Source organism: Bifidobacterium sp. ESL0763, assembly GCF_029433395.1.
Lineage (GTDB): Bacteria > Actinomycetota > Actinomycetes > Actinomycetales > Bifidobacteriaceae > Bifidobacterium.
The window spans coordinates 1,174,467-1,201,173 of sequence record NZ_JAQTHW010000002.1 but is presented as its reverse complement, the minus strand read 5'-3'; the positions used below and the strand labels follow the sequence as shown (position 1 = coordinate 1,201,173).

Sequence of the window (26,707 nt, the reverse complement as noted above, 5' to 3'; positions counted from 1 at the left end):
ATCGCCAATGTTCGCAGCGTTACGTTATGGTTGCTGTATGCACTGTCCTTTCTGCCAGAATCCCGATACCAAGGTCGTAGACACCCGTATTGGCGAGGATGGCCATCTCATCAGACGCCGCCGCGAATGCCCCGTATGCGGCAAGCGCTTCACCACCATCGAGACCACCATGCTGCTGGTCGCCAAACGCTCCGGCGGCGTCGAGTCGTTCGACCGCGAGAAGGTGATCAACGGTGTGCGCAAGGCGTGCCAGGGCAGGCCGATCGACGAGAACGCCCTGAAGCGGCTGGGCCAGCAGGTTGAGGATGACCTGCGCAGCCACGGCGCCGCCCAAGTGAAATCGGAGGACGTCGGCAAGGCGATCCTCAAGCCGCTCAAGGAGCTCGACGAGGTGGCCTACCTGCGCTTCGCCAGCGTCTACCAGAACTTCAACGGGCTCGACGATTTCCAGAAGGCCATCGACGAGCTCAAGCAGGACAAGGCCGCCAGCCAGTCGTCCAAGTAGTCTGCAACCTTCAGGCAAGTTTTCGAAAGCGGTGGTCCCCGGCACCGAACGGATGCCGGGGACCACCGCGTATTCGTCGGCGGTCCCGTATGCCGGATATCCATATGACGGATGTCCACGTGCCGGTTGGTGATTCGCTCATCCTCTGGCAAAATCGGGTGCCCGTTGAACCGAAGGTCCGTTGAACCGAATGGCCATCGGACCGGAGACTGCCGTCTAGAAGCTCATCGCCTGGCTGTCGTCGGCACTCTGGATGACCACCAGGCGCTGGGTGGGGCGGGTCATGGCGACATAGAGGTCGGCGGCCGCCGAAAGGCGAGACGGGGCGTCCTGCATGATCAGGCCGGGCTGGACCACCACGACGGCGTCGTACTCGAGGCCCTTGATGACCTGGGCGTCGTAGACCCCCAGCTGCCGGTCGGCGCCGTCGCCCATGTCGAGACGGCGGGCCAGCCCCGCGTGTGCCTCCTGACGCAATGCCTCGTCGATCGCGGAACGCAGGGGGGCGACCATCTCGCCGGCGGCGATGACCGCCACGCGTCCGGTGCCGTCCTCGCCGGTGAACTCCCCGGCCAGGCGCAGGGCCGTCTCGACGGTCCGCCGGCCCAGGTCGGTCGCGCCGGCGACCTGCAGGCGGACGACGGAATCGGGGACGGAACGCACCGCCTCGGTCGTCGAGATGTAGAGGCCCTCGCCCCTGGCGAAGCCGGAAGCCAGCCCGGAGACCTCGCGCGGATTTCGGTAGTTGATCGTCAGCTCGTTGAGGTCCCAGCCGGCGGGGCCGAAGAGCCTGTCCATGGTCTCCTCCCAGCGGTGCGTGCCACCCAGGGCCGAGGTCTGCGCCACGTCGCCAACGATGGTGAAGGAGCGCGAGGGGCAGCGCCTCATCAGCATGCGCCAGTCCATCGCGGTGAGCTCCTGCGCCTCGTCGACCACCACGTGGCCGTAGGTCCACTCCCTGTCGTTGGCGGCGTGGCGGGCGATGTCCTCGGCGTCCAGCCCGTTGATGTTGTCGAGCAGCATCGATGAGGTGACGATGCCCGAGCCGATGCCGGCCTGGGCGAGGGTGTCCTTGGCGAACTGCTCCTCCTCGGCGCGCTTCGCCTTCGCGGCCCTCAGGCGCGCGGATTCCTTGGGGTCGGGGCCCAGCAGCTCCATCGCCTCGTCGAGCAGTGGCACGTCGGAGACGGTCATCGGCGAGCCCTTCGGGCGGGTGAGCGCCCTGACGTCATCCTCGGAGAGCCACGGCGCGAAACGCCTCAGCTGCGCGGGCTTGGCGAACATCTGGTCGATCAGCCACGGCGCCGTCATCGGCAGCCAGGCGAGGTTGAGCGTGTGGCGGATATCGTCGTTGAGCCGCAGCTGCATGCCCGCGTCGCTGATCTCGGCCTGCTCCGGGGTGTAGTCGAGCTGCTCGACGTAGCGGTTGCGCATGGCCGAGAGCATGCTCTTGACGAAGGTCTCCCTGGCCCGGTTGTGCGGCAGGCGCGTGCGCCGCGCGTCGCCCTGGGCCTGCACGATGTCGCTGGCCCGCATGGCCACCGTGATGCCGTTGATCTTTACTTGGGGCAGGTATTCGGGCACGCGCACGCGGGCGGCGATGGCGTTGGCCACGGCGTCGGCCATGCGACGTTCGCCCTTCAGCGCCGCGGCGTGCGGCTCGTCGGTGGCCTTCAGGTCGAAGCCGGGGATGAGGTCGCCGATGGTGCGCGAGACGACCCCGGTCTCGCCGAGCGAGGGGAGCACCTGGTCGATGTAGCGCAGGAACGCCGGACTGGGGCCGACCACCAGCACGCCGGAGCGCCCGAGCTTGCGCCGGTGGGTGTAGAGCAGATAGGCGGCGCGGTGCAGCGCCACGGCGGTCTTGCCGGTGCCCGGCCCGCCCTGCACCACGGTCGCCCGGTCGAGCGGCGCGCGGATGATGCGGTCCTGCTCGGCCTGGATGGTGGCCACGATGTCGGTCATCTTGCCAGTGCGCTTGGAATTGAGCGAGGCGATGAGCGCGCCCTCGCCGGTCAGTGTGCCGGACTGCTCGGCGGCGCCCACCTGCTCGGAACTCACGTCGAGCACCTCGTCCTCGATGCCCACCACCTCGCGGAAGCTCAGCGTCAGATGGCGGCGCATGACGATGTCGCCGTGGTGCGAGGGCGTGGCCTCGTAGAAGGGGCGTGCGGCCTCGGCCCTCCAGTCGGTGAGGATCGGCTCGTGCTCCCTGCTGGAAAGCCCCATGCGCCCGATGTAGCGCTTGTTGCCGGTGGTGTCGTCGATGCGGCCGAAGACCAGGCGGTCCTCGACGGCGCGCAGCTGGGTGAGCCGGTCCTCGTAGAGGGTGGCGAAGGAGTCGCGTTCGGTGCGCATGGTCGGTGAGCCGTGCGCGCCCGCCGCGCGAACCGCGTCCAGGCGCGCCTTCGTCTGCGCCCGCAGGTCGTCCAGCCTCCCGTAGGCATGGGTGACCGCACGCTGTTCTTCGGCGATTTGTGAGGAGTAGCTCGACATACGTGATTCCCTTTTATTGGCAAACTTCAGGCATACCAATATACCGCTCCGGGCCTACCGAAAACGGGGTTGCGCCGGGAGACGAGCCCGGTGCGCGCCCTGGCCAGTGTGTTGCGCGCGTGGAAGGAGCATGTGCCCGGTTTCTGGACAAGAATGCGTCGCACGCGGAGGAGCCGGGCATATTTCCTCGTGCGCCGGCTGGAATCCGTTGGAGGGCGTTGCTCGTGCGGGGGAAGATGGGATTCATGTCGGTTGCTTTGAAATCCAACGTGAGGGAGGCCTTGAGTGCGGGGGGGGGGCAGCCAATACCGTGCTCACCGGCTCGTCATGCTGAGGGGATGTGTTGCGTGCGCGGAGGGAGCCGGAGAGGTTGGCCTTGCCAATGACGGCTTTGAAAGTGGAGTGTGTTGCGCGCGGGAGAAGCGGGAGGCTTATGTCGGTGGCTTGGAAAGCCGGCATGAGGGGCGTTGCGCACGGGGGGGGTAGGGGCGGCGTGAAGGTTGTGCCGAACGACGATCGGCACAGTGCGTTGCGCGCTCGCGGAAAGGTGGGGAATCCGAAGTGCGGAACGTCTTGATGGTTGCCACGTCGGCAGGTCGTTGGGGAGGCTTTTGAACCGACATATCGTCTTAATATATCTAGTTTCTCAGATGTTTTCGATGATGTACGGCAACAGGGCCGCCGTGTGGGTTTGCCGTGCCGCCGCATCGGCGTTTCGCGCGTGATTCAGCCGCAAACCGCCGGCCTGTCCACCATTTGACGTCAACAAAACGCCGGGGAAATCGTTATTTTCCTAAAAAAAGTTGTTTTTTCGTGATTAAGTGGGGAAAAATGGTGATAGGTGGGGTAAAGTGGTGAATTGAATATCGAATTCGTCACACCAAGGGGGTGGATATGGCTGAGCCTGACGGCACGATGACGGGCGAGGGGCCCGCCGATTCCACCGCCGAAGCACGGCAGCACACCCCCATGATTCCGCTGCTGCTCGGCACCTACACCCCCAAGATGGACAAGAAGGGGCGCATGGCCCTGCCCGCCAAGTTCCGCGGCCAGCTCGGCGCGGGCATGGTGATGGCACGCGGCCAGGAGCGCTGCGTCTACCTGTTGCCACAAAGTGAGTTCCGCCGCATCGCCATGCAGATCCAGCGCACCTCGATGGGCAACAAGGCGGCCCGCGAATACCTGCGCGTCTTCCTCTCCGGCGCCGTCGACCAGGAGCCCGACAAGCAGGGGCGCGTCCTGGTGCCGCAGATGCTGCGCGACTACGCCCGCCTCGGAGACGAGATCGTGGTCATCGGTGTGGGCACCCGTGCCGAGATCTGGAACAAGGCGGCCTGGGAGGCCTACCTTGCCGCCAAGGAGGACGGCTACTCCGACATAGCCGATGACGTGTTGCCGGCGATGGAGTGGTGATGGCAGAGCTAGAAGAACTGAGCAACATCCACCAGCCCGTCCTGCTCGACGACTGCGTGCGTCTGGTCGCGCCGGCGCTGGCCAAGCCGGGCAGCGTGGTGGTCGACTGTACGCTCGGGCTCGCCGGGCACGCCACCGCCTTCCTCAAGGCCGCCCCCAATGCCCGTCTGATCGGCATCGACCGCGACGCCGAGGCCTTGAAGCTGGCGGGGGAGCGCGTCGCCGACCTGGGCCTGGCCGACCGGTTCACCCCGGTGCACGCCGCGTTCGACGAGTTCGCGGACGTGCTCGCCTCGCTCGGCCTGAAGCGCGTGGACGCCGCGTTCATGGACCTGGGGCTCTCCAGCCTGCAGATCGACGAGACCGACCGTGGATTCTCCTATTCCCACGACGCCCCGCTCGACATGCGCATGGACGTGGGCCAGGACTTCGACGCTGCCGACCTGCTCGCCACCTACTCCGAGGCCGACCTCACCCGCATCTTCAGGGACTACGGCCAGGAGCGCTTCGCCCACCGCATCGCCCATGCGATCGTGGAGGGGCGCGACGCCGAGCCGCTGACGACCTCCGGCCAGCTCAACGCGCTGGTCGACCGCGTGGTCCCCAAGGCCCACCGTGCCAAGGGCAACCCGGCCAAGCGCGTCTTCCAGGCGCTGCGCATCGAGGTCAACGGCGAGCTCGACAAGCTCGCGCGCACCCTGCCGCAGATCGCCAATCACCTCGCCGTGAACGGCCGGCTGGTGGTCGAGTCCTACCATTCGCTCGAGGACCGCAGCGTCAAGGCCTTCATGGCCCAGGGGCTGCGCGTCGACGCGCCCGCCGACCTGCCGGTGGTGCCCGAGGACGCCCGGCCCTTCTTCGCCGAGCTCACCCGCGGAGCGGTGAAGGCCGACGACGAGGAGCTGGCGCGCAATCCCCGTTCCGCCTCGGTGCGGCTGCGCGGGGTCCGCCTTTCCCGGCCGGTGCCGGATCGCTGGCGCAAGGCCTTCGCCGAACAGGCGCGTGGCACCGTCCGCGGCGCGAGGCGCCCGGGCAGGGAAGCAAACAGACATGACGACGCGACAAGGAGAGCATGATGGCGGCAAGTGCGAGAACCGTGCGTTCCAACGTGGCACCGGCGGGCCGCGAGCGTGAGCCATACGCCGCGCCTTCGCGTCCCAAGCTCAAGCTGGTCGACAACGAGCAGGCCAGGGGTGGCGAGGGCCTCTCAGCGCGGCTCGACTCCTTCTCCGAGTGGGTGCGCGGCCGCAGCGTGCCCGGCGTGCACATCATCCTCGTGGTGGTCTTCCTGGTGGCCTCGGTGCTCTGCTCGCTCGGCTTCCGCACCCTGATGGCCCAGAACTCCTTCGAGCAGACGCAGGTGCAGGGCAACATCACCAAGCTCAACCAGGACATCGAGGATGACCAGGCCGACCTCGACAGGCTGCAGGCGGGCCTTCCCGACAAGGCCCAGAAGATGGGCATGGTGCCGCAGCAGGGCTCCGTCTCCATCGACCTGCAGGGCTACCAGCCGTCGCAGGGGGCTCAGTGATGTTCCCCCGGCTCGTCAACTTCGTGCGCACCCGCCAGTTCGCCTTCCGCTGCATCGTCATCGGCGTGGTGCTGGCGACGCTGTTCGTCTTCTGCTTCGGCCAGCTGGCCAGCATCCAGCTGCTCAACGGCAAGTCCACCGCCGAGGCGGCCACCGCCGGACGCACCATGAAGGTGCCCGTGGGGGCCAGGCGCGGCAAGATCCTCGACGCCAACGGGGCGGTGCTCTCGCAGAGCGTCGAGCGCTACACCATCATCGGCGACCCCGAGGCCGCCCAGAGCTTCCAGCCCATCGATTGCACCCCGCAGACCAAGGACTACTGCCACCAGGTCGACGGCAAGCCGGTCGGCGTCACCGGCGCCGCGGCGGTCGGTCGCCTGCTCGCCCCGCTGCTGGGGATGAGCTCGATGGAGATCGGCGCAAAGCTCTCCGTCGGCGGCCACTACGCGGTGCTCAAGCGCGACGTGGAGCCCAATGTCAAGCGCGCCATCGAGAAGCTCAACCTCGGCGACGTGGTGCAGGGCCAGCTCAGCCAGAACAGGGTCTACGCCAACGGCACGATGATGGGGGCGCTGCTCGGCGGCGTCGACGATAGCGGCACCGGCGTGGCCGGCCTGGAGCAGACGGAGAACGCCGAGCTCGCGGGCAAGGACGGCTACAAGGTCTACCAGCAGGGCAACGGCGGCGTCGAGATCCCCGGCACGCTCTCGCAGTCCGTGCAGGCGCGCGACGGCAGCGACGTGAGCCTTACCATCGATGCCGACGTGGACTGGTACGTCAAGAAGGTGCTTGTCGACGGCAAGAAGAAATACAACGCCGACTGGGCCATCGCGTGCGTGGAGGACACCCGCACCCACCAGATCATCGCCCTCGACGACTCCGACGAGATCGAGGCCGGCAGCGACCAGGCCAAGCTCAACGTCTCCCGCGCCGTCAGCCAGACCTTCGAGCCCGGCTCGATCGGCAAGGTCTTCTCGATGGCGGGCCTCATGCAGAGCGACCTGCACCAGATGTCCGACAAGTTCCGCGTGCCCGACCACCTCGACAAGAACGGTCAGGTCTTCAAGGACGTGCTGCCGCATCCGGTCTCGAACTGGACGATGGCGGGCATCCTGCAGGAGTCCTCGAACGTGGGCATGGTGATGGCCTCCGAGAAGTACACCAGCGCCCAGCGCTACGACTTCCTCACCAAGTTCGGCATCGGCCAGCCCACCGGCCTCGGCCTGCCCGGCGAGTCGCAGGGCACCCTGCGCGGCCCGGAGACCTGGGATGGGCGCACGCGCGACACCATCCTCTTCGGCCAGGGCTACGCCACCAACGTGCTGCAGCTGACCAACGCCATCGCCACCGTGGCCGACGACGGGGTCTACCAGAAGCCTTCCATCATCAAGACGGTCACCGACGCCAACGGCCACGAGACCGTGCCCGCCAAGTCCAACGGCCGGCGCGTGGTCGACCACAAGGCCGACGCGCAGCTGCTCGACGCCATGGAGTCCTCCGCCGAGCACTACCAGCAGTTCTCCGGCGTCGACGGCTACCGGGTGGCCGCCAAGTCCGGCACCGCGGAGGTCAGCGGCGGCGACGGCAAGCTCTCCGGCATCGTCAGCGACTGGTCGGGCATCCTGCCGGCCGACAACCCGCGCTTTGTGGTCACCGTGGTGATGGGCAACCCGCAGGGCAGCCTCGGCGGCATGACCAGCGGCCCGCTCTTCAAGCAGATCGGTGAATTCCTTATGCAGAAGTACGAGGTTCCCAACTCCACGCCCCGCAAGGGTGCTATTCCGGTGCAATGGTAACCACGGCGGGAAGGGTGAGCGATGAGCGCTGTTGACGAATCGATGTCGCAACGGATGACCTTGGGCCGTCTGGCCAGCCACCATGGCTTCGACCTGGTGCCGGACTTCGCCTCATCGACCACCGTCACCTCCCTGGCCGACACCCCCGACTCCGTGCGCCCCGGCGCGCTCTACGTGCCCGGAGACGACGGCACGGACGCCGGATCGCTAGCCGTGGCCGCATCCAACGGCGCCTACGCGATGCTCGTGCCCCACGCCATGCGCGACGAGGCCGCCGCCACCGGCGTGCCGCTGCTGCTGGGCGAGCCCGACACGGCCACCCTGGGCGCCATGGCCTCCTCGATCGCCGGTTCCCCCTCCAGCACCCTGGCCGTCTTCGCGGTGTGCGGCGCCGACGCCGACGAGGTGCACGCCGACGTGGTGCGCCTGGCCGATTTCCTGCATATGCTGGGCAATCCCGTGGGCACGCTGAGCCAGGCGGGGTCGAGCTCGCTGGAACGCGGGCTGCGGATGGACTATCCCGCCGGCGTCCTCGACGTGCAGCACGCCCTGGCGGTCAGCTCCGAGGACGGGGTCGCCGCGATGGTGATCGCCGTCGACGACGAGACGTTGAGGCCGGGGGCGCTCAACGGCGTGAGCGTCGACGTGCTCGGCAGCATAGACGAGCTGGGCCGGCAGAAAGCCGCCGAGACCTTCGATGACATCCGTGGCAGGTATGGTTTCCAGACGGGCAAGGCCGCGGGCCTGGTCACCCGCACCGAGGAATCGGGCTGGCTGGCCGGCCAGGGATCCGCCGAACGTGACATGGCCTCGCAACGCCGGCTTTCGCTGTGCATCGCCATGGCGCTTTGTGCCGGAGTGAAGCGCGGCAACATCCGCAACGCGCTGCGGGTCTCCAGGGAACTGCGGTGAGGCGCGCGGCGGGCGGGCATGCGGCCGGTGCGCGCGGCCTGTGACCAGGATTTTCAACTTGAGACGCGAAGCGTCGAACACAGGGATGACAGGGATGGAGGAACTCCTATGATGCCGATGACGGTGGCCGAGATCGCCGAGGCGGTGCACGGCAGGATGGCCGGCGCCGCAAGCGTGGCCGAAGGCGAGGCCGTGGCGACCTCCGCCTTCAGCGACTCGCGCCAGCTGGTGGACGGTTCCGTCTTCGTCGCCATCGCCGGCGAACGGGTCGACGGCCATGACTTCGTGGCCGGCGCCGGGGCCAAGGGTGCCGTGGCGGCGCTGGTGGAGCACGAGGTCGAGGGCGCCGACGACATCGCGCAGATCGTGGTCGACGACTCCGTCAAGGCGCTGGGTCTGCTCGCCCGGCACAACATCGACCGGCGCCGTGCCGAGGGCGCGGACTTCAGCGTGGTCGGCATCACCGGCTCGGTGGGCAAGACCACCACCAAGGACCTGCTCAACTCGCTGCTTTCCTTGATCGCGCCCACGGTGGCGCCGGTTGGCTCGTTCAACAACGACATCGGCCTGCCGCTCACCGCGCTGAAAGTGGGGGAGGGCACCCGCTTCCTCATCGCGGAGATGGGTGCCAACCACGTCGGCGAGATCGCCGGACTCACCCGCATCGTGCCGCCCGACCTGGCCGTGGTCCTGAAGGTCGGCGTCGCCCACCTCGGCGAGTTCGGCTCGGTCGAACGCATCGCGCAGGCCAAAAGCGAGATCGTGCGCGGGCTGCGGCCCGGCGGCACCGCCGTGCTCAACGCCGGCGACACGAGGGTCTCCGCCATGCAGGGCCTGGCGCCCGGCAAAGTGCTCTTCTTCGGGCTGCCCGGCGAGGATGGCGCGAACGCAACCCGCGAGGACGGCCGCCAGGTCGGCATGGTCTCCTGCGGCGAGGTGGGCGTCGACGAGCTCGACCATCCGCGCTTCACCCTGCTCCTTCCCGACGGCACCAGCGCCGAGGTACGACTCGGCATCAGCGGTGCGCACAACGTCATCAACGCCCTGGCCGCCGCCACGGTGGCCCACTTCTTCGGCATGGACGCCGAGGCCATCGCCGCCGGCCTGAGCCAGGTGCGCCACGTCAGCCCCCACCGCATGGCCGTCTCCACGGTGAGCCGGGACGGCGCCTCGTTCACGCTCATCGACGACTCCTTCAACGCCAATCCCGACTCCATGCGCGCCGGCCTCGACGGCCTGGCCGCCTGGCACGCCGACGATGGCAACGGTGCTGGCAAGGAAGAGCGCGCCACCCATCGCGTCGCGGTGCTGGGCGTCATGCTCGAGCTCGGCGACGACGAGGAGCGCCTGCATGCCCGGATCGGCGCCTACGCCGCGGGCCTCGGCCTCGACGAGATCATCGCCGTGGGCAGCGGCACCGACAGCCATTTCGACGCGCTCGCCGAGGCCATGGCCCGGGGCGCCGAAGCGGCGGCCGGCGAGGCGCGGCCACGGCTTGTGGTGCGCAGGGTGCATAATGTCGATGAGGCGGACCGCGAGGTCTGCCGCAACGCCCGCGAGCACCGCCACACGGTGGTACTGCTCAAGGGGTCGCACGTCTCGGGCCTCTCCGCGCTGGCGGAACGTTGGGCCGACAGGCAAAGTCAAGGACAATAACGAAAGTGGAGCTGGAACATTGATCTCCCTCATCATCGCCATCCTGGTCTCGCTGCTGGTCGTCATGGCGGGGACGCCAGTGATGATCCGCCTGGTGCACCGGCTGCACTACGGCCAGTACATCCGCCAGGACGGCCCGCAATCGCATCTGGTCAAGCGCGGCACCGCGACGATGGGCGGCGTGGTCATCAACCTGGCCGTCATCCTCGGCTGGGGCGTCTCGGCGGCCTACCGCTACCTCACCCGCGGAGAGCACATCTCCTGGTCGGCGGTGCTCGTGCTCTTCGCCATGGTCTCGATGGGCCTGCTCGGCTTCATCGACGACTTCGCCAAGGTGCGCAAGAAGCAGAACACCGGCCTGTCGGTGGGCGGCAAGTTCTTCGGCCAGTTCGTCTTCGCCACCGTCTACGCGGTGCTCGCGCTGATGATGCCCACCAAATCCGGCTTCTCCAGCGCCCAGCCGGGCATGAGCTTCATCGAGCGCCCCTTCTTCAGCTTCGATTTCGCCGGCCGCGCCGTGGCCATCATCCTCTTCGTGATCTGGGTCAACTTCCTGATGAGCGCCTGGACCAACGCCGTCAACCTCACCGACGGGCTGGACGGCCTGGCCGCGGGCTCGTCGATGATCTCGCTGGCCGGCTACACGATGATCGCCTTCTGGGAGAGCTACCACCTCAAGGGCGGGGTGAAGCCCGGCTTCCAATACGCCGTCTCCGACCCGCTGGACCTCACCATCATCGCCGCCTGCGCCGCCGTGGCCTGCTTCGGCTTCCTGTGGTACAACTCCAATCCGGCCACCATCTTCATGGGCGACACCGGATCGCTGGCCCTCGGCGGCCTCTTCGCCGCGCTGTCGATCGCCACGCACACCGAGTTCCTCGCCGTGATCATCGGCGGGCTCTACGTCATCGAGGCGATGAGCGACGTCATCCAGGTCGGCTGCTTCAAGCTCACCCACAGGCGCGTCTTCAAGATGGCGCCGATCCACCATCATTTCGAGCTGCTCGGCTGGGGCGAGTCGAAGGTCGTCGTGCGCTTCTGGATGATCGAGTTCATCTTCGTGCTGGTCGGCGTGATGATCTTCTACACCAACTGGGCCTCGCTTTCGGGACTGCTGCACTGAAGCGGGCCGGAGGCATGGCGACGACAAGGCAATCAAGATAAAGGAAGCGGACGATGATGAGGACGACAGGCAAGCGGTCGCAGGGCGTGGACTACACGGGCAAGACCGTCCTGGTGGCGGGGCTGGGCGTCTCCGGGCGGGGCGCCGTCGAGGCGCTCAGGGGCCGGGCCGGCCGCGTGCTGAGCGTCGACGAGGGCAAGGCCGAGGCCGACCTGCGTTCCTTCGACGACATCGACTTCGACGATATCGACGTGGTGGTGGCCTCCCCGGTCTTCAACCCGCGCACCCCCTTCATCCTCGAGGCCCAGCGCCGTGGCATCCCCGTGATCAGCGAGGTCCAGCTGGCCTGGAACCTGCGCGTGCCGGCCAAGTCCGGCCTCGCCTCCGCGCCGGCGCCATGGATCGGCATCACCGGCACCAACGGCAAGACCTCCACCACGCAGATGGTCTCGGCCATGCTCACCGGCTGCGGCATGGACGCTCCGGCCGTGGGCAACATCGGCAAGTCCGTGTCCCTGGCCGCCACCGACCCGGCACACGACGCGCTGTGCGTGGAGCTCAGCAGCTTCCAGATGCACTTCACCGACGACGTGGCGCTGGATTGCGCCGCCATCACCAACATCGCCGCCGACCACCTCGACTGGCATGGCGGCATGGCCAACTACGCCGCCGACAAGGCCAAGGTCTTCCACCGCGCCCGGCGCGCCCTGGTGTTCAACGCCGACGACGAACGCGTCTCGAAGCTCGCCGCCGAGGCCGAAACCGGCCCCGAATGCCGCAAGGTGGGCTTCACCCTCAACGCCCCCGAACCCGGCCAGATCGGCGTGAGCGAAGGATGGATCGTGGACGCCAGCGGCCTGGCCGGCGCCCCCTACGGCTCGGCCAACGCGCTGGCCAGGGTCACCGATTTCGCCCACCTGTGCGAGCCCGACGGCACCATCTACCCACATCTGCTCGCCGACTCCCTGACCGCCCTGGCGCTGGCCATGGGCCTCGGCGCCGACCCCGGTCACTGCCTGGAGGCGCTGCGGGCTTTCGCGCCCGGCGGCCACCGCATCCAGACCGTCGCCCGCGCCAGCCGTGAGGGCGGCGACATCCGTTTCGTCGACGACTCCAAGGCCACCAACGCCCACGCCGCCAACGCCTCCCTCTCCAGCTACGGGCCCAAGTCCGTGGTCTGGATCGCCGGGGGGCTGGCCAAAGGCGGCCATTTCGAGGACCTGGTGGCCCGTCAGGCCGGCAGGATCAAGGCGGCCGTCGTCATCGGCGTCGACCAGGCCCCGATGCGCGAGGCGTTGGCCGCCAGCGCTCCCGGCATCCCCGTCACCCTCATCGACCCGGACGACAGGGACTCCGTGATGGAGCGCGCCGTGCAGGCCGCCGGCGACTACGCCGGTCCGGGCGACGTGGTGCTGATGGCACCGGCCTGTGCCTCGATGGACCAGTTCAAATCGTATGCCGAGCGCGGCGAGCGGTTCGCCAAGGCCGCCGGCCGTTGGGTGAGTGTCCATGGCTGACCGGTCATCGAGAGGACGCCGCGCCAGCGGGCGCGCGGGCAAGCCGGGCAGGCCCACCAGGGCCGGCCGGAGCTCCGGCGCGCGCGAGTCCTCCAAGGCACGCGGGCCAGCGGGCGGGCGCAAACCGTCCGCCGGGCGTAAACCCGCCGCCGGGCGCGACGAGACGGACCTCAGCGACTACACCGGCATCCGCGGCCTGCTCAACCCGCTGTGGTGCTATTACGGCTTCCGCCTGGCGGTGCTGGCGCTCACCTGCTTCGGCGTGGTGATGGTCTTCTCCTCCTCCTCGGTCACCATGATCTCCTACGGCCTCTCGCCATGGAAGCAGGCGCTGAGCCAGGGGCTCTACTGCGTGATCGGCCTCCTGTTCGGCGCTCTCGCCCTGCGCCTGCCGGTCGAGCTCTACCGCAAGGCCTCCATGGGGGTCGTGGTCGTCTCGATCCTCCTGCAACTGCTCACCCTGACGCCCTTGGGCATCGAGATCAACGGCAACAAGGGCTGGATCGGCGTGGGCAGCGTGACCATGCAGCCCGCCGAGTTCATGAAGCTGGCACTGTGCATCTGGATGCCGGCGGCGATGGCGAACGTGGCCAAGCGCAAGGCCGGCGACCGGATCAAGGGCTACTTCGTGGTGGGCGCCGTCTTCCTGCTGTGCCTGGGCACCGTGATGCTGGGCGGCGACCTCGGCACCGCCATCATCATGCTGCTCATCGGCGCCGCGGCCTTCGTCACCGGCGGATTCCCCTGGAAGTGGCTCTTCGCCATCGCAACGGTGATGGTGGCGGCCGTGCTCTTCTTCGTCTTCTCCAGCCCCAACCGCATGCGCCGTGTGCTGGCGTTCTCGACGCTGTGCAGCGACCCCAACTCGCAGCCCACCTGCTACCAGCCGACGCACTCCAAGTACGCCATGGCCTCCGGCGGCCTCTTCGGGGTGGGCATCGGCAACTCGCGCGAGAAATGGAACTACCTGCCCGAGGCCCACAACGACTTCATCTTCGCCATCATCGGCGAGGAGACCGGCTTCGTCGGCGCGGTCATCGTGCTGCTGCTCTTCGTGGCCGTGGGCTGGTGCATGATCGTCATCGCCGTGAAGAACAAGGACCGCTATGCCTCGATGGTCTCGGTGTGCATCGCGGTGTGGATCGTGGGCCAGGCCGCCGTCAACATCATGGTGGTCGTCGACCTGCTGCCGGTGATGGGCGTGCCCCTGCCCTTCGTCTCGGCGGGAGGCTCGAGCCTGGTGATGTGCCTGATCGCGGCGGGCGTCGCCACCAGTATGATGAAGGAGCAGCCGCAGATCAAGGCGAACGCGCTGGCGTTGAGCCTGTGAGCGGGCCCGGTCGGGCCATGGACAATTCGGACTGGTGGCGGGCGTTTCGCGGCGTCGAGGCGAGCTTGGAGGAAGCAGCATGAAGCATATCGTATTGGCCGGCGGCGGCACCGCCGGGCATGTCAACCCCCTGCTGAGCGTGGCGGCGGCCGTGCGCCGGCTCGACCCGCGGGCGGCGGTGTCGGTGGTCGGCACCGCGGTGGGCCTGGAGCACGATCTGGTGCCGCAGGCAGGCTTCGAGCTCGACACCATCGAGAAGGTCCCGTTCCCGCGCAGGCCCAACGCCCAGGCCCTGCGTTTCCCCGCCGCCTGGCGGCGCGAGCGTCGCCGCGTGCGCAGCATCCTCGAGCGGCGTCAGGCCGACGTGGTGGTCGGCTTCGGCGGCTACGCCTCCGCGCCCGTCTACTCGGTGGCCCACAGGATGGGCCTGCCCATCGTCATCCACGAGCAGAACGCGCGGGCCGGCATGGCCAACAGACTCGGCGGCCGTTGGGCCGGCTTCATCGGCACCGCCTACGACGGCACCGGCCTGAAGGCCGGTAAGGGCGCCACGGTCAGGCGCGTCGGGCTGCCGTTGCGCCCTGCCATCGCCGATCTGTGCGACAGGCTTGCCAAGGACCGCGAGGCCACCCGCGCCGAGGCCGCACGCGCGCTGGGCGTCGACCCGCAGCGCCCCCTGATCGTGGTCACCGGCGGCTCGCTGGGCGCCGTGAGCCTCAACCGTGCCGTAAGCGTTTCCGCCCCCGAGCTGCTCGCCCTGGGCCAGGTCATCCACTTGACCGGCCGCGGCAAAAGCGACGAGGTGCGCCAAAGCGTGGCGCAGCGGGCCGAAGAAGGTGTGCTCACCGACCTGGATCCCGCGCACGCCGGGCAGGGCGACTACCACGTCGCCGAATATCTCGAACGCATCGACCTGGCGTTCGCCGCCGCCGATCTGGTGATCTGCCGGGCCGGGGCCGGTTCCGTCTCGGAGCTGGCCGCCGTGGGCCTGCCCGCCATCTACGTGCCCCTGGCGATCGGCAACGGCGAGCAGCGCTTCAACGCTCAGCCCGTGGTCGACGCCGGCGGCGGCATCATGGTTTCCAACGCCGAGTTCACCGCCGACTGGGTGCGCGCCAACGTCCCCGCCCTGATCGCGGACCGTGAACGCCTCGGGGCCATGGGCCGGGCCGCCTGGTCCTACGGCATCCGCGACGCCGCCGAGACCATGGCCCGCGTGGTGCTGCAGAAGGCCGATCGGGCCTAGCCGCAAGGCCATGGGTTCGTCCATAATGGAGAGCAGACCAGCCGTCGTCGAACGCGGCGCAGAACGTCCAAGGAGCATGTCGTGTCGCAGAGCACACCAGCAAGCAATGAGGGCCACGATGGCGGCCAGCGCATCGATCTGAACCCCGAGCGCGCAGCGTTCGACGGCTCGCAGACCCTTTCCGGGCTCGGCCACACCCACTTCATCGGCATCGGCGGTGCCGGCATGAGCGTGCTCGCCGAGATGCTCGTCGAACAGGGCGTCGAGGTCTCCGGTTCCGACCGCGCCGCAAATGACCGGACCGCGCGTCTGGAATCCCTGGGCGTCAAGGTGTTCGTCGGCCAGCAGGCGGCCAACGTGGCCGGGGCCCGCACCGTCGTCTATTCCACCGCCATCAAGCCCGGCAACCCCGAGATCGTGGCCGCCGCCGCGCAGGGCTCTCATATCGTGCACCGCAGCGACATCCTCGCGCTGCTCATGGCGGGCAAGCGGTCGGTGAGCGTGGCCGGGGCGCACGGCAAGACCACCACCAGCTCGCTGCTCTCCCACATCCTCGTCAACGCCGGCACCGGACGGCTGGCCGACCCCAGCTACGCCATCGGCGGTTCCATCCAGAACCCGGACGGCGAGGCGCTGGACGGCGGGCACGCCGGCAAGGGTGCGGTGCTGGTCGCCGAGGCCGACGAATCCGACGGTAGCTTCGCCAAATACCATCCCGACATCGCGCTCATCGTCAACGCCGAGGCCGACCACCTCGACCATTACGGCGACGCCGGGCGTTACCGTCGCGCCTTCGTCGGCTACGCCGGGCATGCCAAGGGCCACGTCGTCATGTCGCTCGACGACGACGGCTCGCGCGCCATCATGCGCATGCTGCCCCCTGAGGTCCGCCGCCGCACGATCTGCTACACCACCGAGGCGTCCGGAAGCGTCGCCAGTATCGCCGGAATCGACGGGCGTGGCGGGGACTCCGGCCTCGACGGCACCCTGCTGGTCCGCATCCTCTCCGAGAAGGAGTCGGCGGGCGACGGCGCCGAACGCTTCGTCATCGAGCTGCCGGCCGGATTCGCCTCGTCGGCCGAGTCTCGCAAGGTCCCCGTCGGCCTGCGTGTGCCCGGCATGCACAACGCCCGCAACGCGACCGCCGCCATCATCTGTGCGGCCCTGCTGGGCATGGACCCCGACCTCGCCGCCCGCGCCGCCTCCACGTTCCTGGGTGCCTCGCGCCGTTTCGAGATCAACGGCCAGGCCCACGGCGTCACCGTCGTCGACGACTACGCGCACCATCCCACCGAGATCGGGGCGCTGCTGGCCGCCGCGCGCAGGCGCTATCCCTCGGCCTCCATCCGCGTGCTCTTCCAGCCGCACCTGTTCAGCCGCACCAAGTTCTTCACCCCCCAGTTCGCCCAGGCCCTCGCCGCCGCCGACCAGGTGCTCGTCGCCCCGATCTACCCCGCCCGCGAGCGGCAGGAGGATTTCCCCGACGTGGTCGCCGCCAACATCGTCGACGCCGCGCAGGGGCTGGCGCACGACCCTGCTACCGGCTGGATGGCGACGTGCGAAAGCCTGCGCGAGGGTGCCGAATCCCTTGCCGACAATGCCCGCGAGGGCGACGTCATCATCACCGTCGGCGCGGGGGACGTGACCACCATGGATGCGGTCATCCTCCAACGTCTCGCGGCCCGCGACGAGACGGAGCGGCTGTGAGCGGACGTCGTGTGGTGACAGGTGGCGGGGCTTCGTCGGGTGGCGGGTCCCGCCGTTCGACGCGCCGTGCCGCCGCTTCCGGGGCGTCCGGCTTGAAGCGCAAGGGCGGACGCACGGTCCAAGGCACCCGTCGCTCGTCGTCGTCCACGTCCCCATCGTCATCGTCATCGCGGAAGGCGACCGCACCTCGTTCCGCTTCGGCGTCGAAGGTTCGGAAGCGTTCCTCGCGCACTGGCCGTTCCACACGCACGGGCCGTTCGACGGGTTCTTCAGGGAAGGTGACGACCCGCCGCAGGTCCGCAAGGTCGATGCGCGCCACCCGACGCGCCACCGGCGCCAAGGGCGGGCCGCGCTCGGTCTCCTCGGCCGGCAAACGGCGCTCCCGCAGCGCGCCGGGCGGATTCGTCGACGCCAGGGAGCTCCAGGGCGAGGACCTCATCGCCAAGACCCTGGGCGAGACCACGAACATGCTGGGCGTGGCCGCGCGCCCCAAGGTGGTCGATTTCAACGCGCGCCTCAAGGAGCACAAGCACGCCAGGCGGATGGTGGTGGTGCGCAAGGCGCTCGTCTCCGTCGTCGCGCTCGCCGGCGTGGCCGCGCTCGCCTGGTTCCTGTTCTTCTCGCCGGTGTTCCTGCTCGACGGCAACCAGATCGAGGTTTCCGGGCAGAACAAGTGGGTCGGCAGGCAGCAGATCGTCTCCATCGCCCGCAAGCAGTCCGGTAAGTCGCTGTTCCTGGTCTCCTCCTCGGAGGTGACCAAGCAGCTCACGGCGATACCCGGCGTCTCGCAGGCCAAGGTGAAGAAGGAGTTCCCGCAGGGTCTCGGCGTCAGCGTCGTGGCCCAGGAACCCGCCGCCATGCTGCGCACCCGCAATGGCAACATGGTCGCGGTGGACGGCCAGGGCCGCGTGCTCAACTCCGTGGGCAACGTCTCGGCGCAGGGCATCCCCGTCATCGAGGTCAAACGCGTGGGCTCGGGCCTGAGCAGCCGCGCGGTGCAGCAGGCGGTGCGCGTGCTCAACCAGATGCCCGCGCAGATGCGCCACAGCGTCACCAAGGTCGAGGCCAAGACCCAGGATTCGGTGACCACCGAGCTCAACGGCGGCGACCGCGTCATCATCTGGGGCGATTCCTCGCAGATGAAGCTCAAGAAGGCAGTGGTCGACAAAATCGGCAACGACCCGAGCAAGATCGGCGACAAGCACCAGATCGACGTCTCCGCGCCGCTGCACCCCATCATCAAATAGCGGCTGGCCTGGTGGTCTACTTGTGCTTGGCCATCAGCTCGTCGGTGTCGAAGACGATCGTCACCGGGCCGTCGTTGGTCAGCGTCACACGCATGTGGCTGCCGAAGCGCCCCTCCTGCACCTCAAGGCCCTCGGCGCGCAGCGCGTCGTCGAACTCGTGCCAGACCCGTTCGGCATGCGTCGGCTCGCCCGCATCGATGAAGCTCGGCCGGTTGCCGCGCCGCACGTTGGCGAAGAGCGTGAACTGCGAGATCGAGAGGATGGCGCCGCCCACGTCCTTGAGCGACAGGTTCATCTTGCCCGCCTCGTCCTCGAAGACGCGCAGGTTGGCGATCTTGTGGACCAGCCAGCGGATCTGCTCGTCGCCGTCGGTGTCGGCCACGCCCACCAGCAGCATGTAGCCGATGCCGATGTGCTTCGGCTCGAAGGTGGGGTCCTGCTTTCCGGTGGCCTCGTCGAGCACGTCGACGCCGGCCTCGCTGACTTTCTGCAACACGATTCTCATGCCGTCCAGTCTAGCCGGAGCGGGGGAGTGGGCGCCGTGGCCCCCCGTTACGCTTTCAGCCACGTTCGCGCGCTTTCGTCGCTGAGCGGCGGTATCATGAAAAGTCCGGTGAGAGCCGGGGCTTGATAATTCAAGATTGGGGATGATCGGTTTCGACGGTGACCTGTTCGTCGCAGGGAAGCGTGCCGAGAATGTGGAGTCCTCTCGAGATGACCTCCACGAAACAACAAGTGCTAAATCTAATCGCACTGAGTTCGCACTCGCTGCCTGAGCTTCGCGCCAGGATTAACCAGTGAGCTTGCTGCTCCGTCCACTCCTTCTCGTCTTCGGGAGGATGCTGGGCGTCATTAGAGGACTTGCTTGAGCCATCGCGCCACAGGGTGACTCAGGGACTTTTACTGCGGATATGCTCGCCATCCATCGTCCGCGACACGGATGGGGGCAGAAAAATCGCCATACGGCCAGCGGACTACGCACGTAGAAGACTGAGGGTTCGGCCATCGGACCGGGGTTCAATTCCCCGCATCTCCACTGACAAGGGGCTTCCGAAGCGATTCGGAAGTCCCTTTTTCGTTGGAATCGCAAGGTTCCCGTGGGTTCGGGGAAAGGGCTTACGAAAACCGTCTGGGCATGTTCAGGTGGTACTTGGGGTGGTAATCGGAGTGGCGGGAATTCGTCCGTTTAAACGAATGAGCTCATGTGAATGGAGGATTCGGCGAAGTGATGTCCGTGCGATGCCGTTGGGCGAGGCAAGGAAGCCCTGTCGCCGTGTGATGATGTTGATGTCGGACAGTAGGACGCTGGAGGAGATGCCGTAAGCGTAAGCTGGAAGAAGTCGAATCCGATGTCTTTAGAATGTCGGGTAGTGGACGCTCGCGATATCGAGGATTTGGAAGGAGCCTGGCATGGCAACAGTGACGATTAATCTGCCCGTCGATGACGAGCAATACCACCTCGCTGACCAGGAGGCGAGGGACAACGGGAGCACGCTGGTCAATGACCTGAACATGTACATCGAAGTCATGGCCGCCGAAAAGGGCATGAGGGGACTGACGCCTGAGCAGTCCGACTGGCGGGCCATGCACCCACTGCCGGGCGATGTGGTGTGCCGTACGCCCGAGGAGTCCCGGAGACTGTTCGACTCTCTTCTTGCGGAGGACTGACATGTTGGAGGTCTACTATTCGGCCGCGTTCCTGGCAGACCTTCGCAGGCTCAAGCGCTATGACCGTGCGTGCGTCGAGGAGCTGCGCGATCTCATGGTGGACGAGCTGCAGGTGGAAGGCCGTGTGCCGGATGGTTACCGGCCTCATATCCTCGACAATCCCGGTGGATTGTACAACGGCTGCGTGGAGTTCCATCTGCGCGATGACGTCCTCGTCCTCTACACTCCGGCCAAGCCGAAGGCGTCGGTCACCATGCGCCGCATCTGCACCCACGCCGAGCTGACGACGGGCCGGTTCGGACGCGAGTGGCCGAAAGGAGATGCCCGGTGAACGCTGGTTTTGCCGCCCGTCCAATCTTGAGACTCTGACGGGAGACTTGCTCAAATACCTCGAGTCTCTCCAAAAAACGAAAACGCCACCAGAGGGGTTGCCCCTCGGTGGCGTTTTCCATGCGTTGGTGCGTGTCCGCCCTCAGCCCTTGGCCTCCTCGGCCAGATAGTCGGGGATACGCTCGGGGTAGGTGGGCCAGGCGCCGTTCTGGGTGCAGACGAAGGCCGCGGTGTTGACGGCGGCCCGGTGCGCCTCGGCCAGCGAGGAGCCGGTGAGCACCTTGGAGGTGAACGTGCCGGAGAACGAGTCGCCGGCGCCCACGGTGTCGACCACGTCGACGCGCGGGGTGTCGAGCGTGGAGCTCTCGCCGTCCTTGGCGACGATGGTGCTGAAGGTCGCCCCGGCGGTCAGGATCACGTAGCTGAGCCCATAGCGGTCCATGAACCACTGGCATGCCTGCTCGTCGGAGGTGCCGCGGATGTCGAACATGTCCTGCAGGAGCAGCAGCTCGGCGTCGTTGATCTTGAAGACCGTGGCGTAGCCCAGCAGCTCGTCGATCAGCTCCTTGGAATAGTGGTCGCCGCGGATGTTGATGTCGAAGAAGCGCATCGAGGTCGGCTTGGCGTGCTTCAGCAGCTCGATGATGGTGTCGTGCGACTCCTGGCTGCGCAGGGCGAGCGTGCCGTAGCAGATCGCGTCGGCCCGCTCCACCATCGCGATCAGCTCGCGCGTGTAGAGGATGTGGTCCCAGGCCACGCCCTTGACGATGGTGTATTCGGGGATGCCGTTCTTGAGCATGACCTCCACGGTGGAGGTGGGCCAGGCGTTGCGCTGGATGATGGAGTCGACGCCGGACTCCTTGGTGGCCTCGATGAGCTCGTCGCCCAGCTCGTCCTCGCCCACGGCGCTGATCGCGTGGCCCTCCGCCCCGTTCATCGCGGCATGGTAGGCGAAGTTCACCGGTGCGCCGCCGGCGCGCTTGCCGCCGGGCAACATGTCCCAGAGCAGCTCTCCCAGGGATACGACGATTGGTTTGGCCATGAGTGGTCCTTTCCTAGTTCCTGGGCGTCTTGCGGCGCCCCGTGCCCGTGCGTGCGCCGGGGATGCCGGCGAAACGCATCGGATGGTCCAAAAATTCGGTGATGGCCGCGGCCGCGGCGCCCAGCACGGTGGCGTCGGTCGGCAGGGCCGAAAGCGAGATGTCGGTGGCGTCGGCGATCTGGGGGATGACCCGTTCGGCCACCGTCGCGCGGACCGCGTCGAGCAGGACATCGCCGCCCATCGCGCCGATGTCGCCGATGACGATGCGGCTGGGGTTGAAGGCGTTGCATATCGTCACGCAGCCGTAGCCCGCGTACCGGCCGACTTGCCGGACCAGCTCCCGCGCACCCTCATCGCCCCGTTCCGAGGCCTCGAAGAGGCGCTCGCAGGCCTGGCGGTGGGTCATCGAGCGCGAGCCGGGCACGAGGCCCCGCCGGTCGATCTGCTCGTGGATGGCGCCGGCCGAGCAGTAGCGCTCGAGGCAGCCGACGTTGCCGCATTCGCAGGGCCTGCCGTTTACGTCGATGGAGACGTGGCCGAGCTCGGTGGCCGCGCCGAGGCTGCCGTTGACGAGCCTGCCGCTCTCGATCACGCCCAGACCGACGCCCTCGCCCAGCAGGTAGTAGGCCAGGCTGCCCGTGCCGTCCGGCTCGCCGAAGAGCCGCTGCGCCAAGGCTCCGGCGCGCGCGTCCTGCTCGATGATGACGGGGACGGGGGAGCCCTGCGCGAACTCCTCGATGAAGTCGATGTCGCGCCAATGGGGCATCGACGAGACAAGCGCCGTGCGTCCCGTCTGGCGCAGGTAGGGGCCGGGGACGGCCATGCCGATGGCGACGATCCGTTCGTCTCCGGCCAGCAGCCGGTCGATGGTGCGGTGGATCGCGGCGACGGCCTCGCCCACGGTGTCGTCGGCGACGTCCGGCAGGTCGATGAGGCTGATGCGCCCGCCGGCCAGGTCGAAGACGCCGACCTCGACGAGGCTGCGGGCGAATTTCACGCCGATGAAGTGGAAGCGTTCGGTGTTGAGGGCCAGGCCTATCGAGCGGCGGCGACGGCTGCCCTCGATGTCGCCCGTCTCGGCGATGAGCCCGGAGGAGATGAGGCGCGCGGTGATCTTGGTGATGGCGGCGGGGGTGAGCCCCAGCGCCTCGGCGATCCGCGCGCGCGAGGCGACCCCGTGCCGGTAGAGGTGCCAGAGCACATGCGACCGGTTCGATTCCGACACGTCCCGGCGGGAGACCTGGGAGAGCGAGGGCGAGGTGCGTGGCGACATGGGTTGCATAGCGACACCTCCTTGGGCCATGGTGCCGCCCGCGGTGACCGACACTCAATTAACGTTCTTCATATATTAACCAAGTTAACGAAAAAATCAACCCGTTTCTCTATCCGCTTCCCCAAACCCCGCAGCGCGTTCCGAATAAGCCCCTGCTGACATCAATACGTAGTGGGGGAGGTAAAAATATGTGTTGTCCGACCGTAAAGACTTGGCCAGAGCGGCCCGGAGCGTGTCGGACAACACATATTTTTACCTCCCCCACGATGGGAAGAGAACGCTAAAGAAGAAGACCTACTTCCTGACAGCCGCGCGCTGCGCCATCCACTCCTCCACGTCCGAGATCTGCTTCGGGATGTCCTTCGAGATCCACTCGGGCCCGTCCTCGGTCATCAAGACGTCGTCCTCGATGCGCACGCCGATGCCGCGCATCTCCGGGGGCAGCAGCAGGTCGTTCTTGGCGAAGTAGAGGCCCGGCTCGATGGTGAAGACCATGCCCGGCGTGATTTTCGCACCCTGGTAGGACTCGTAGCGTGCCTGCGCGCAGTCGTGCACGTCGAGTCCCAGATGGTGCGCCACGCCGCAGGCGAGCCAACGGCGGTGCTGCTGGCCCAAGGGGGAGAGCGATTCCTCCACGTCGACCTTCAGGATGCCCCAGTCGTGCAGTTTCTGCGCGATGACGCGCATGCAGGCATGGTGGATGTCGGAGTAGGTGGCGCCGGGCTTGGCGGCCTCGAAACCGGCCTGCTGGCTGTCGAGCACGGCCTGGTAGATCTTCTTCTGCAGCGGGGTGAACTTGCCGTCCACCGGGAAGGTGCGGGTGATGTCGGCGGTGTAGAGGCTGTCGACCTCGATGCCCGCGTCGATCAGCAGCATCTCGCCGTGGCCCACGACGCCGGTGTTGCGCATCCAGTGCAGGATGGGCGCGTGCTCGCCGGAGGCGATGATGGTGTCGTAGCCCACCGTGTTGCCCTCCTCGCGCGAGACGGCGTTGAACTCGCCTTCCAGCATGCGCTCGCTGCGCGGCTTGCCCACGGCCTCGGGCAGGCGGGTGAGGATGCGGTCGAAGCCGTGCTTGGTGGCGGCCACGGCCTTGCGGATCTCGCCGACCTCGTAGGAGTCCTTGACCATACGCGCGGTCGAGGCGAACTCCTGCAGCTCGTCGTCGGCCTTCTCGTTGGCGTCCGGATCGGGGAAGCCGTTGGCCTCGCGCACACCCTCGACCTCGTCGGTCATCTGCGGGTCGGCCAGGCGGATGACGCGCATGTGCACCGCCCCGGCCTCGGCGCCGACGTCCTTGCCCAGGGCGTCGGGCAGCTGGGCGATGTCGTGGGTGGCGATGCCGGTCATCGCGTTGAGCTCCTTCAGGCCGGCGCGGGGGCCGACCCAGTACTCGCCGTAGTGCGCGTCGGCGTAGTAGGCCTCGGTGCTGTTGTCGGCGCGGGGCGCGACGAAGAGCTCGGGGGTGTGGGTCGCGCCGGCCTTCGCCTCGGGGGAGTCGGGGTCGACCGGGTTCAGGACGAGCACGGCGCCGGCCTCGTAGTCCTGGCCGAGCCCGGTGTAATAGGAGAACTCGGTGTTCGGGCGGAAGGCGTAGTCGTCGTCGTTGTTGCGCGTCTTGGGCTGGCCGGCGGGGATGACGATGCGTTCGCCTTCGAAGCGCTTGCCCAGTGCCTTGAGGCGCGCGCCGATGAACCTGCTGGATTCCAGCGGTTTGATCTCGGGCTCCTGGTCCTCCCAGCCGGTCTTCATGAACTCCGCGAATTTCTTCGAGGTGGTCGGCCGCAGCGTGCGGTTGTTCGTCCTGTCGGCCATCGGCTGGTCGGCTCCCGGCGCCTGCGCCATTTCCTGTGCCTCGTATTCCCTGTCCTTGCTCGTCACGACTTCGCTCATGTCCTCTCCTGGTCGATGAATGGATATGCCTCCATCCTAGTGGCCCGCGTACCCGTCTTCAGGCCCGCTTCCACGCCGCGGCACGCCGGCGGGAAGGCCAGAGGGCGTGGGCGCGCCGGGCGTTCCTCGCGGGGCATAGCGCTGGCGGCACCGTTGCCTAGAATGGGGACCGTTGTTTTCCAAGCGTTCCAGCGACTAACGAGGTCTTATGTCATTCGAGCATCCACACACCAACGGGATCACCATCCGGGAGGTCGAGCGCGAGATCATGCGCCGGCGCACCACGCATGAGGCCCTGGACCACGACCTGGAGGTCATGGCCATGATGCTCGACCTGCTGGGCCATCCCGAGGACACGTTCCGCGTCATCCACATCACCGGCACCAACGGCAAGGGTTCCACCGCCCGCATGGCCGAGGCCATCTGCCGCGCCTACGGCATGCGCACCGGCCTCTATACCTCCCCGCACCTGCAGAAGATCAACGAGCGCATCGCCGTGGACGGCCAGCAGCTGAGCGACGACGACTTCATCGACACCTGGATGCAGATCAAGGACTTCGTGGCCCTGGTCGACGCCAGGATGGAGGCCGACGGCAAGGCGCCGATGAGCTACTTCGAGATCCTGACGTCGATGGCCGTCTGGAAGTTCGCCGACGCGCCGGTCGACGTGGCCGTCTTCGAGGTCGGCATGGGCGGGCGCTGGGACGCCACCAACGCCCTCAACGGCGACGCCGCCATCATCGGCCCGGTCGACATGGACCACATGCAGTGGCTGGGCGACACCCCCGCCAAGATCGCCGCCGAGAAGGCCGGCATCATCAAGCACGAGTCCACCGCCATCATCGGCGCCCAGCCCCACGAGGCCGAGGTCATGCCCGTGCTCGAGGCGGCGGCCGTCAAGGCGCACGCCACCATGGTGCGCGACGGCGAGGAGATGGAGGTTGTCTCGCGTCAGCCTGCGGTCGGCGGCCAGGTGGTCACCCTGCGCACGCCCAACGGCACCTACAGGGACATCCCCGTCGCCAAGTTCGGCGAGCACCAGGCCCACAACGCGCTGGCGGCGCTCGCGGCGGCAGAGACGGTCATCCCCGTGGCCGGCAGGCTCACCGAGGAGGTCGTCTCCGAGGCGCTGGGCGGGGTGCGGATCCCCGGGCGCATCGAGCAGGTGCGCACCTCGCCGACCATCATCGTCGACGGCGGCCACAACGTCAACGCCGCCGAATCGCTGCGCGCGGCCATCGAGGAGAACTATCACTTCGAGCAGCTGGTCGGTGTGGTCGCCATGATGAAGGACAAGCAGGTCGAGGAGTACCTCGGCACCCTCGAGCCGATCCTGAGCCAGCTGATCGTCACCGAGAACTCGTGGCGCGAGCGCGTCATGCCCGCCGAGCAGCTCGAGAAGATCGCCGTGGGTGTCTTCGGGCGCGACCGGGTCACCCGCATCGACGAGCTGCCGGACGCCATCCAGAGGGCCGTCGACCTGGTCGACGAGAACGACGAGCTGGGCGTGGGCTACGGCCACGGGGTGCTGATCTGCGGCAGCTTCGTCACCGCCGGCGACGCCCGCACGCTGCTGGCCGAGCGCAAGAACCCCGAGCTCGCCCTGCCCAAGGCCCAGCGCGTGGCCGGCAAGGCGAAGGACGCCACCGACGCCGCCGCGGCGGCCAAGGATGACGACGAGGACATCGTCTCCGAGGTCTTCGGCGACGCGTTCGGCGATTTCGGGGTGAAGCAGGTGCCGTTCGCCAACGAGACCGAGCCGGGCGCCACCGCCGAGCAACTGCGCCACCACGCCAACAGCCAGGCCGGCAAGGCCGCCGAATAAGCCAAGGCCCGTGGGAAAGCTCCTCGGCCGACGCGACGAAAAGCATGTTTTCGTGCCGGTTTCCGTGCTTTTCGTCGCAGTTGTGTCATGAATGGACGGTTTGTTGGGTTGCCCCAGACGGTATGATGGCTAGGGAAAGCGGAAGCGCCGTATGAAGGCGCCCGGGCGGAGCGGGAAGAGCAAAGGAAGCCATCATC

21 protein-coding genes and 1 other RNA gene are annotated in these 26,707 nt (G+C 67.6%); 17 read left to right on the top strand and 5 right to left on the bottom strand.

Features of this window, described 5'->3' with window-relative positions:
* Positions 1 to 37: 37 nt before the first annotated feature.
* Positions 38 to 505, top strand: a complete 468-nt coding sequence (nrdR, locus tag PT282_RS05730) for a transcriptional regulator NrdR (protein WP_277168578.1) — start codon at positions 38 to 40, stop codon at positions 503 to 505.
* A 216-nt stretch (positions 506 to 721) separates the two neighbouring features.
* Here the strand turns inward: nrdR and PT282_RS05725 are convergent, their stop codons facing one another.
* Positions 722 to 3,001 carry an AAA family ATPase gene (locus PT282_RS05725; RefSeq protein WP_277168577.1) on the bottom strand — a complete coding sequence of 760 codons (2,280 nt, stop codon included), beginning with the start codon at positions 2,999 to 3,001 and terminating at the stop codon, positions 722 to 724.
* Between the two features lie 915 nt (positions 3,002 to 3,916).
* On the opposite strand from PT282_RS05725, the gene mraZ reads away from it, so the two are divergent.
* From mraZ to PT282_RS05665, 12 genes are all read left to right on the top strand, one after another.
* Positions 3,917 to 4,414 carry a division/cell wall cluster transcriptional repressor MraZ gene (gene mraZ / locus PT282_RS05720; RefSeq protein ID WP_277168962.1) on the top strand — a complete coding sequence of 166 codons (498 nt, stop codon included), beginning with the start codon at positions 3,917 to 3,919 and terminating at the stop codon, positions 4,412 to 4,414.
* Positions 4,414 to 5,490: a 16S rRNA (cytosine(1402)-N(4))-methyltransferase RsmH gene (rsmH, locus tag PT282_RS05715; protein ID WP_277168576.1), complete on the top strand. Its 1,077-nt coding sequence runs from the start codon at positions 4,414 to 4,416 to the stop codon at positions 5,488 to 5,490. Before mraZ ends, rsmH begins: the two co-directional genes overlap by 1 nt.
* Entirely contained in the window at positions 5,487 to 5,945 is a 459-nt protein-coding gene (locus PT282_RS05710; RefSeq protein ID WP_308201369.1) for a hypothetical protein, read from the top strand. The genes rsmH and PT282_RS05710 overlap by 4 nt, the downstream gene beginning before the upstream one ends.
* Complete coding sequence (locus PT282_RS05705) at positions 5,945 to 7,741, top strand: penicillin-binding protein 2 (protein ID WP_277168575.1); 1,797 nt, start codon at positions 5,945 to 5,947, stop codon at positions 7,739 to 7,741. The genes PT282_RS05710 and PT282_RS05705 overlap by 1 nt, the downstream gene beginning before the upstream one ends.
* A gap of 21 nt (positions 7,742 to 7,762) precedes the next feature.
* A complete protein-coding gene (locus PT282_RS05700; protein WP_277168574.1) occupies positions 7,763 to 8,653 on the top strand; it encodes a UDP-N-acetylmuramyl peptide synthase in 891 nt (296 codons plus the stop codon).
* Between the two features lie 108 nt (positions 8,654 to 8,761).
* A complete protein-coding gene (murF, locus tag PT282_RS05695; protein ID WP_277168573.1) occupies positions 8,762 to 10,309 on the top strand; it encodes a UDP-N-acetylmuramoyl-tripeptide--D-alanyl-D-alanine ligase in 1,548 nt (515 codons plus the stop codon).
* 19 nt (positions 10,310 to 10,328) lie between these two features.
* Positions 10,329 to 11,432, top strand: a complete 1,104-nt coding sequence (gene mraY / locus PT282_RS05690; RefSeq protein ID WP_277168572.1) for a phospho-N-acetylmuramoyl-pentapeptide-transferase — start codon at positions 10,329 to 10,331, stop codon at positions 11,430 to 11,432.
* Positions 11,433 to 11,488: 56 nt separating this feature from the next.
* Complete coding sequence (murD, locus tag PT282_RS05685; protein WP_277168960.1) at positions 11,489 to 12,949, top strand: UDP-N-acetylmuramoyl-L-alanine--D-glutamate ligase; 1,461 nt, start codon at positions 11,489 to 11,491, stop codon at positions 12,947 to 12,949.
* On the top strand, positions 12,942 to 14,279 hold the full coding sequence (ftsW, locus tag PT282_RS05680; protein WP_277168571.1) for a putative lipid II flippase FtsW: 1,338 nt from the start codon (positions 12,942 to 12,944) through the stop codon (positions 14,277 to 14,279). The genes murD and ftsW overlap by 8 nt, the downstream gene beginning before the upstream one ends.
* Positions 14,280 to 14,358: 79 nt before the next feature.
* A complete protein-coding gene (locus PT282_RS05675) occupies positions 14,359 to 15,525 on the top strand; it encodes a glycosyltransferase (RefSeq protein ID WP_277168570.1) in 1,167 nt (388 codons plus the stop codon).
* An 81-nt stretch (positions 15,526 to 15,606) separates the two neighbouring features.
* Positions 15,607 to 17,232: a UDP-N-acetylmuramate--L-alanine ligase gene (gene murC / locus PT282_RS05670; RefSeq protein ID WP_277168569.1), complete on the top strand. Its 1,626-nt coding sequence runs from the start codon at positions 15,607 to 15,609 to the stop codon at positions 17,230 to 17,232.
* 308 nt (positions 17,233 to 17,540) lie between these two features.
* On the top strand, positions 17,541 to 18,479 hold the full coding sequence (locus PT282_RS05665) for a cell division protein FtsQ/DivIB (RefSeq protein ID WP_277168568.1): 939 nt from the start codon (positions 17,541 to 17,543) through the stop codon (positions 18,477 to 18,479).
* Positions 18,480 to 18,495: 16 nt separating this feature from the next.
* Here the strand turns inward: PT282_RS05665 and dtd are convergent, their stop codons facing one another.
* On the bottom strand, positions 18,496 to 18,984 hold the full coding sequence (gene dtd / locus PT282_RS05660; RefSeq protein WP_277168567.1) for a D-aminoacyl-tRNA deacylase: 489 nt from the start codon (positions 18,982 to 18,984) through the stop codon (positions 18,496 to 18,498).
* A 138-nt stretch (positions 18,985 to 19,122) separates the two neighbouring features.
* On the opposite strand from dtd, the gene ssrA reads away from it, so the two are divergent.
* The 3 genes from ssrA (at position 19,123) to PT282_RS05645 (ending at position 20,478) form a co-directional block, all read left to right on the top strand.
* Positions 19,123 to 19,518: a transfer-messenger RNA gene (gene ssrA / locus PT282_RS05655) on the top strand.
* A 371-nt stretch (positions 19,519 to 19,889) separates the two neighbouring features.
* Positions 19,890 to 20,147, top strand: coding sequence for a hypothetical protein (locus PT282_RS05650; protein WP_277168566.1), 258 nt, complete (start codon positions 19,890 to 19,892; stop codon positions 20,145 to 20,147).
* Position 20,148: 1 nt separating this feature from the next.
* Positions 20,149 to 20,478, top strand: a complete 330-nt coding sequence (locus tag PT282_RS05645) for a type II toxin-antitoxin system YafQ family toxin (RefSeq protein ID WP_277168565.1) — start codon at positions 20,149 to 20,151, stop codon at positions 20,476 to 20,478.
* 141 nt (positions 20,479 to 20,619) lie between these two features.
* Here the strand turns inward: PT282_RS05645 and PT282_RS05640 are convergent, their stop codons facing one another.
* The 3 genes from PT282_RS05640 to PT282_RS05630 all read right to left on the bottom strand — a co-directional run bounded on the left by PT282_RS05640 (position 20,620) and on the right by PT282_RS05630 (position 24,685).
* The gene (locus PT282_RS05640) at positions 20,620 to 21,519 is read right to left on the bottom strand and encodes a carbohydrate kinase (RefSeq protein WP_277168564.1); all 900 of its coding nucleotides are present in this window, start codon (positions 21,517 to 21,519) and stop codon (positions 20,620 to 20,622) included.
* Between the two features lie 13 nt (positions 21,520 to 21,532).
* Positions 21,533 to 22,792: an ROK family transcriptional regulator gene (locus tag PT282_RS05635; protein ID WP_277168959.1), complete on the bottom strand. Its 1,260-nt coding sequence runs from the start codon at positions 22,790 to 22,792 to the stop codon at positions 21,533 to 21,535.
* A gap of 294 nt (positions 22,793 to 23,086) precedes the next feature.
* A complete protein-coding gene (locus PT282_RS05630; protein ID WP_277168562.1) occupies positions 23,087 to 24,685 on the bottom strand; it encodes an aminopeptidase P family protein in 1,599 nt (532 codons plus the stop codon).
* A 208-nt stretch (positions 24,686 to 24,893) separates the two neighbouring features.
* On the opposite strand from PT282_RS05630, the gene PT282_RS05625 reads away from it, so the two are divergent.
* A complete protein-coding gene (locus PT282_RS05625) occupies positions 24,894 to 26,510 on the top strand; it encodes a folylpolyglutamate synthase/dihydrofolate synthase family protein (protein WP_277168561.1) in 1,617 nt (538 codons plus the stop codon).
* The last annotated feature ends 197 nt before the right edge of the window (positions 26,511 to 26,707 follow it).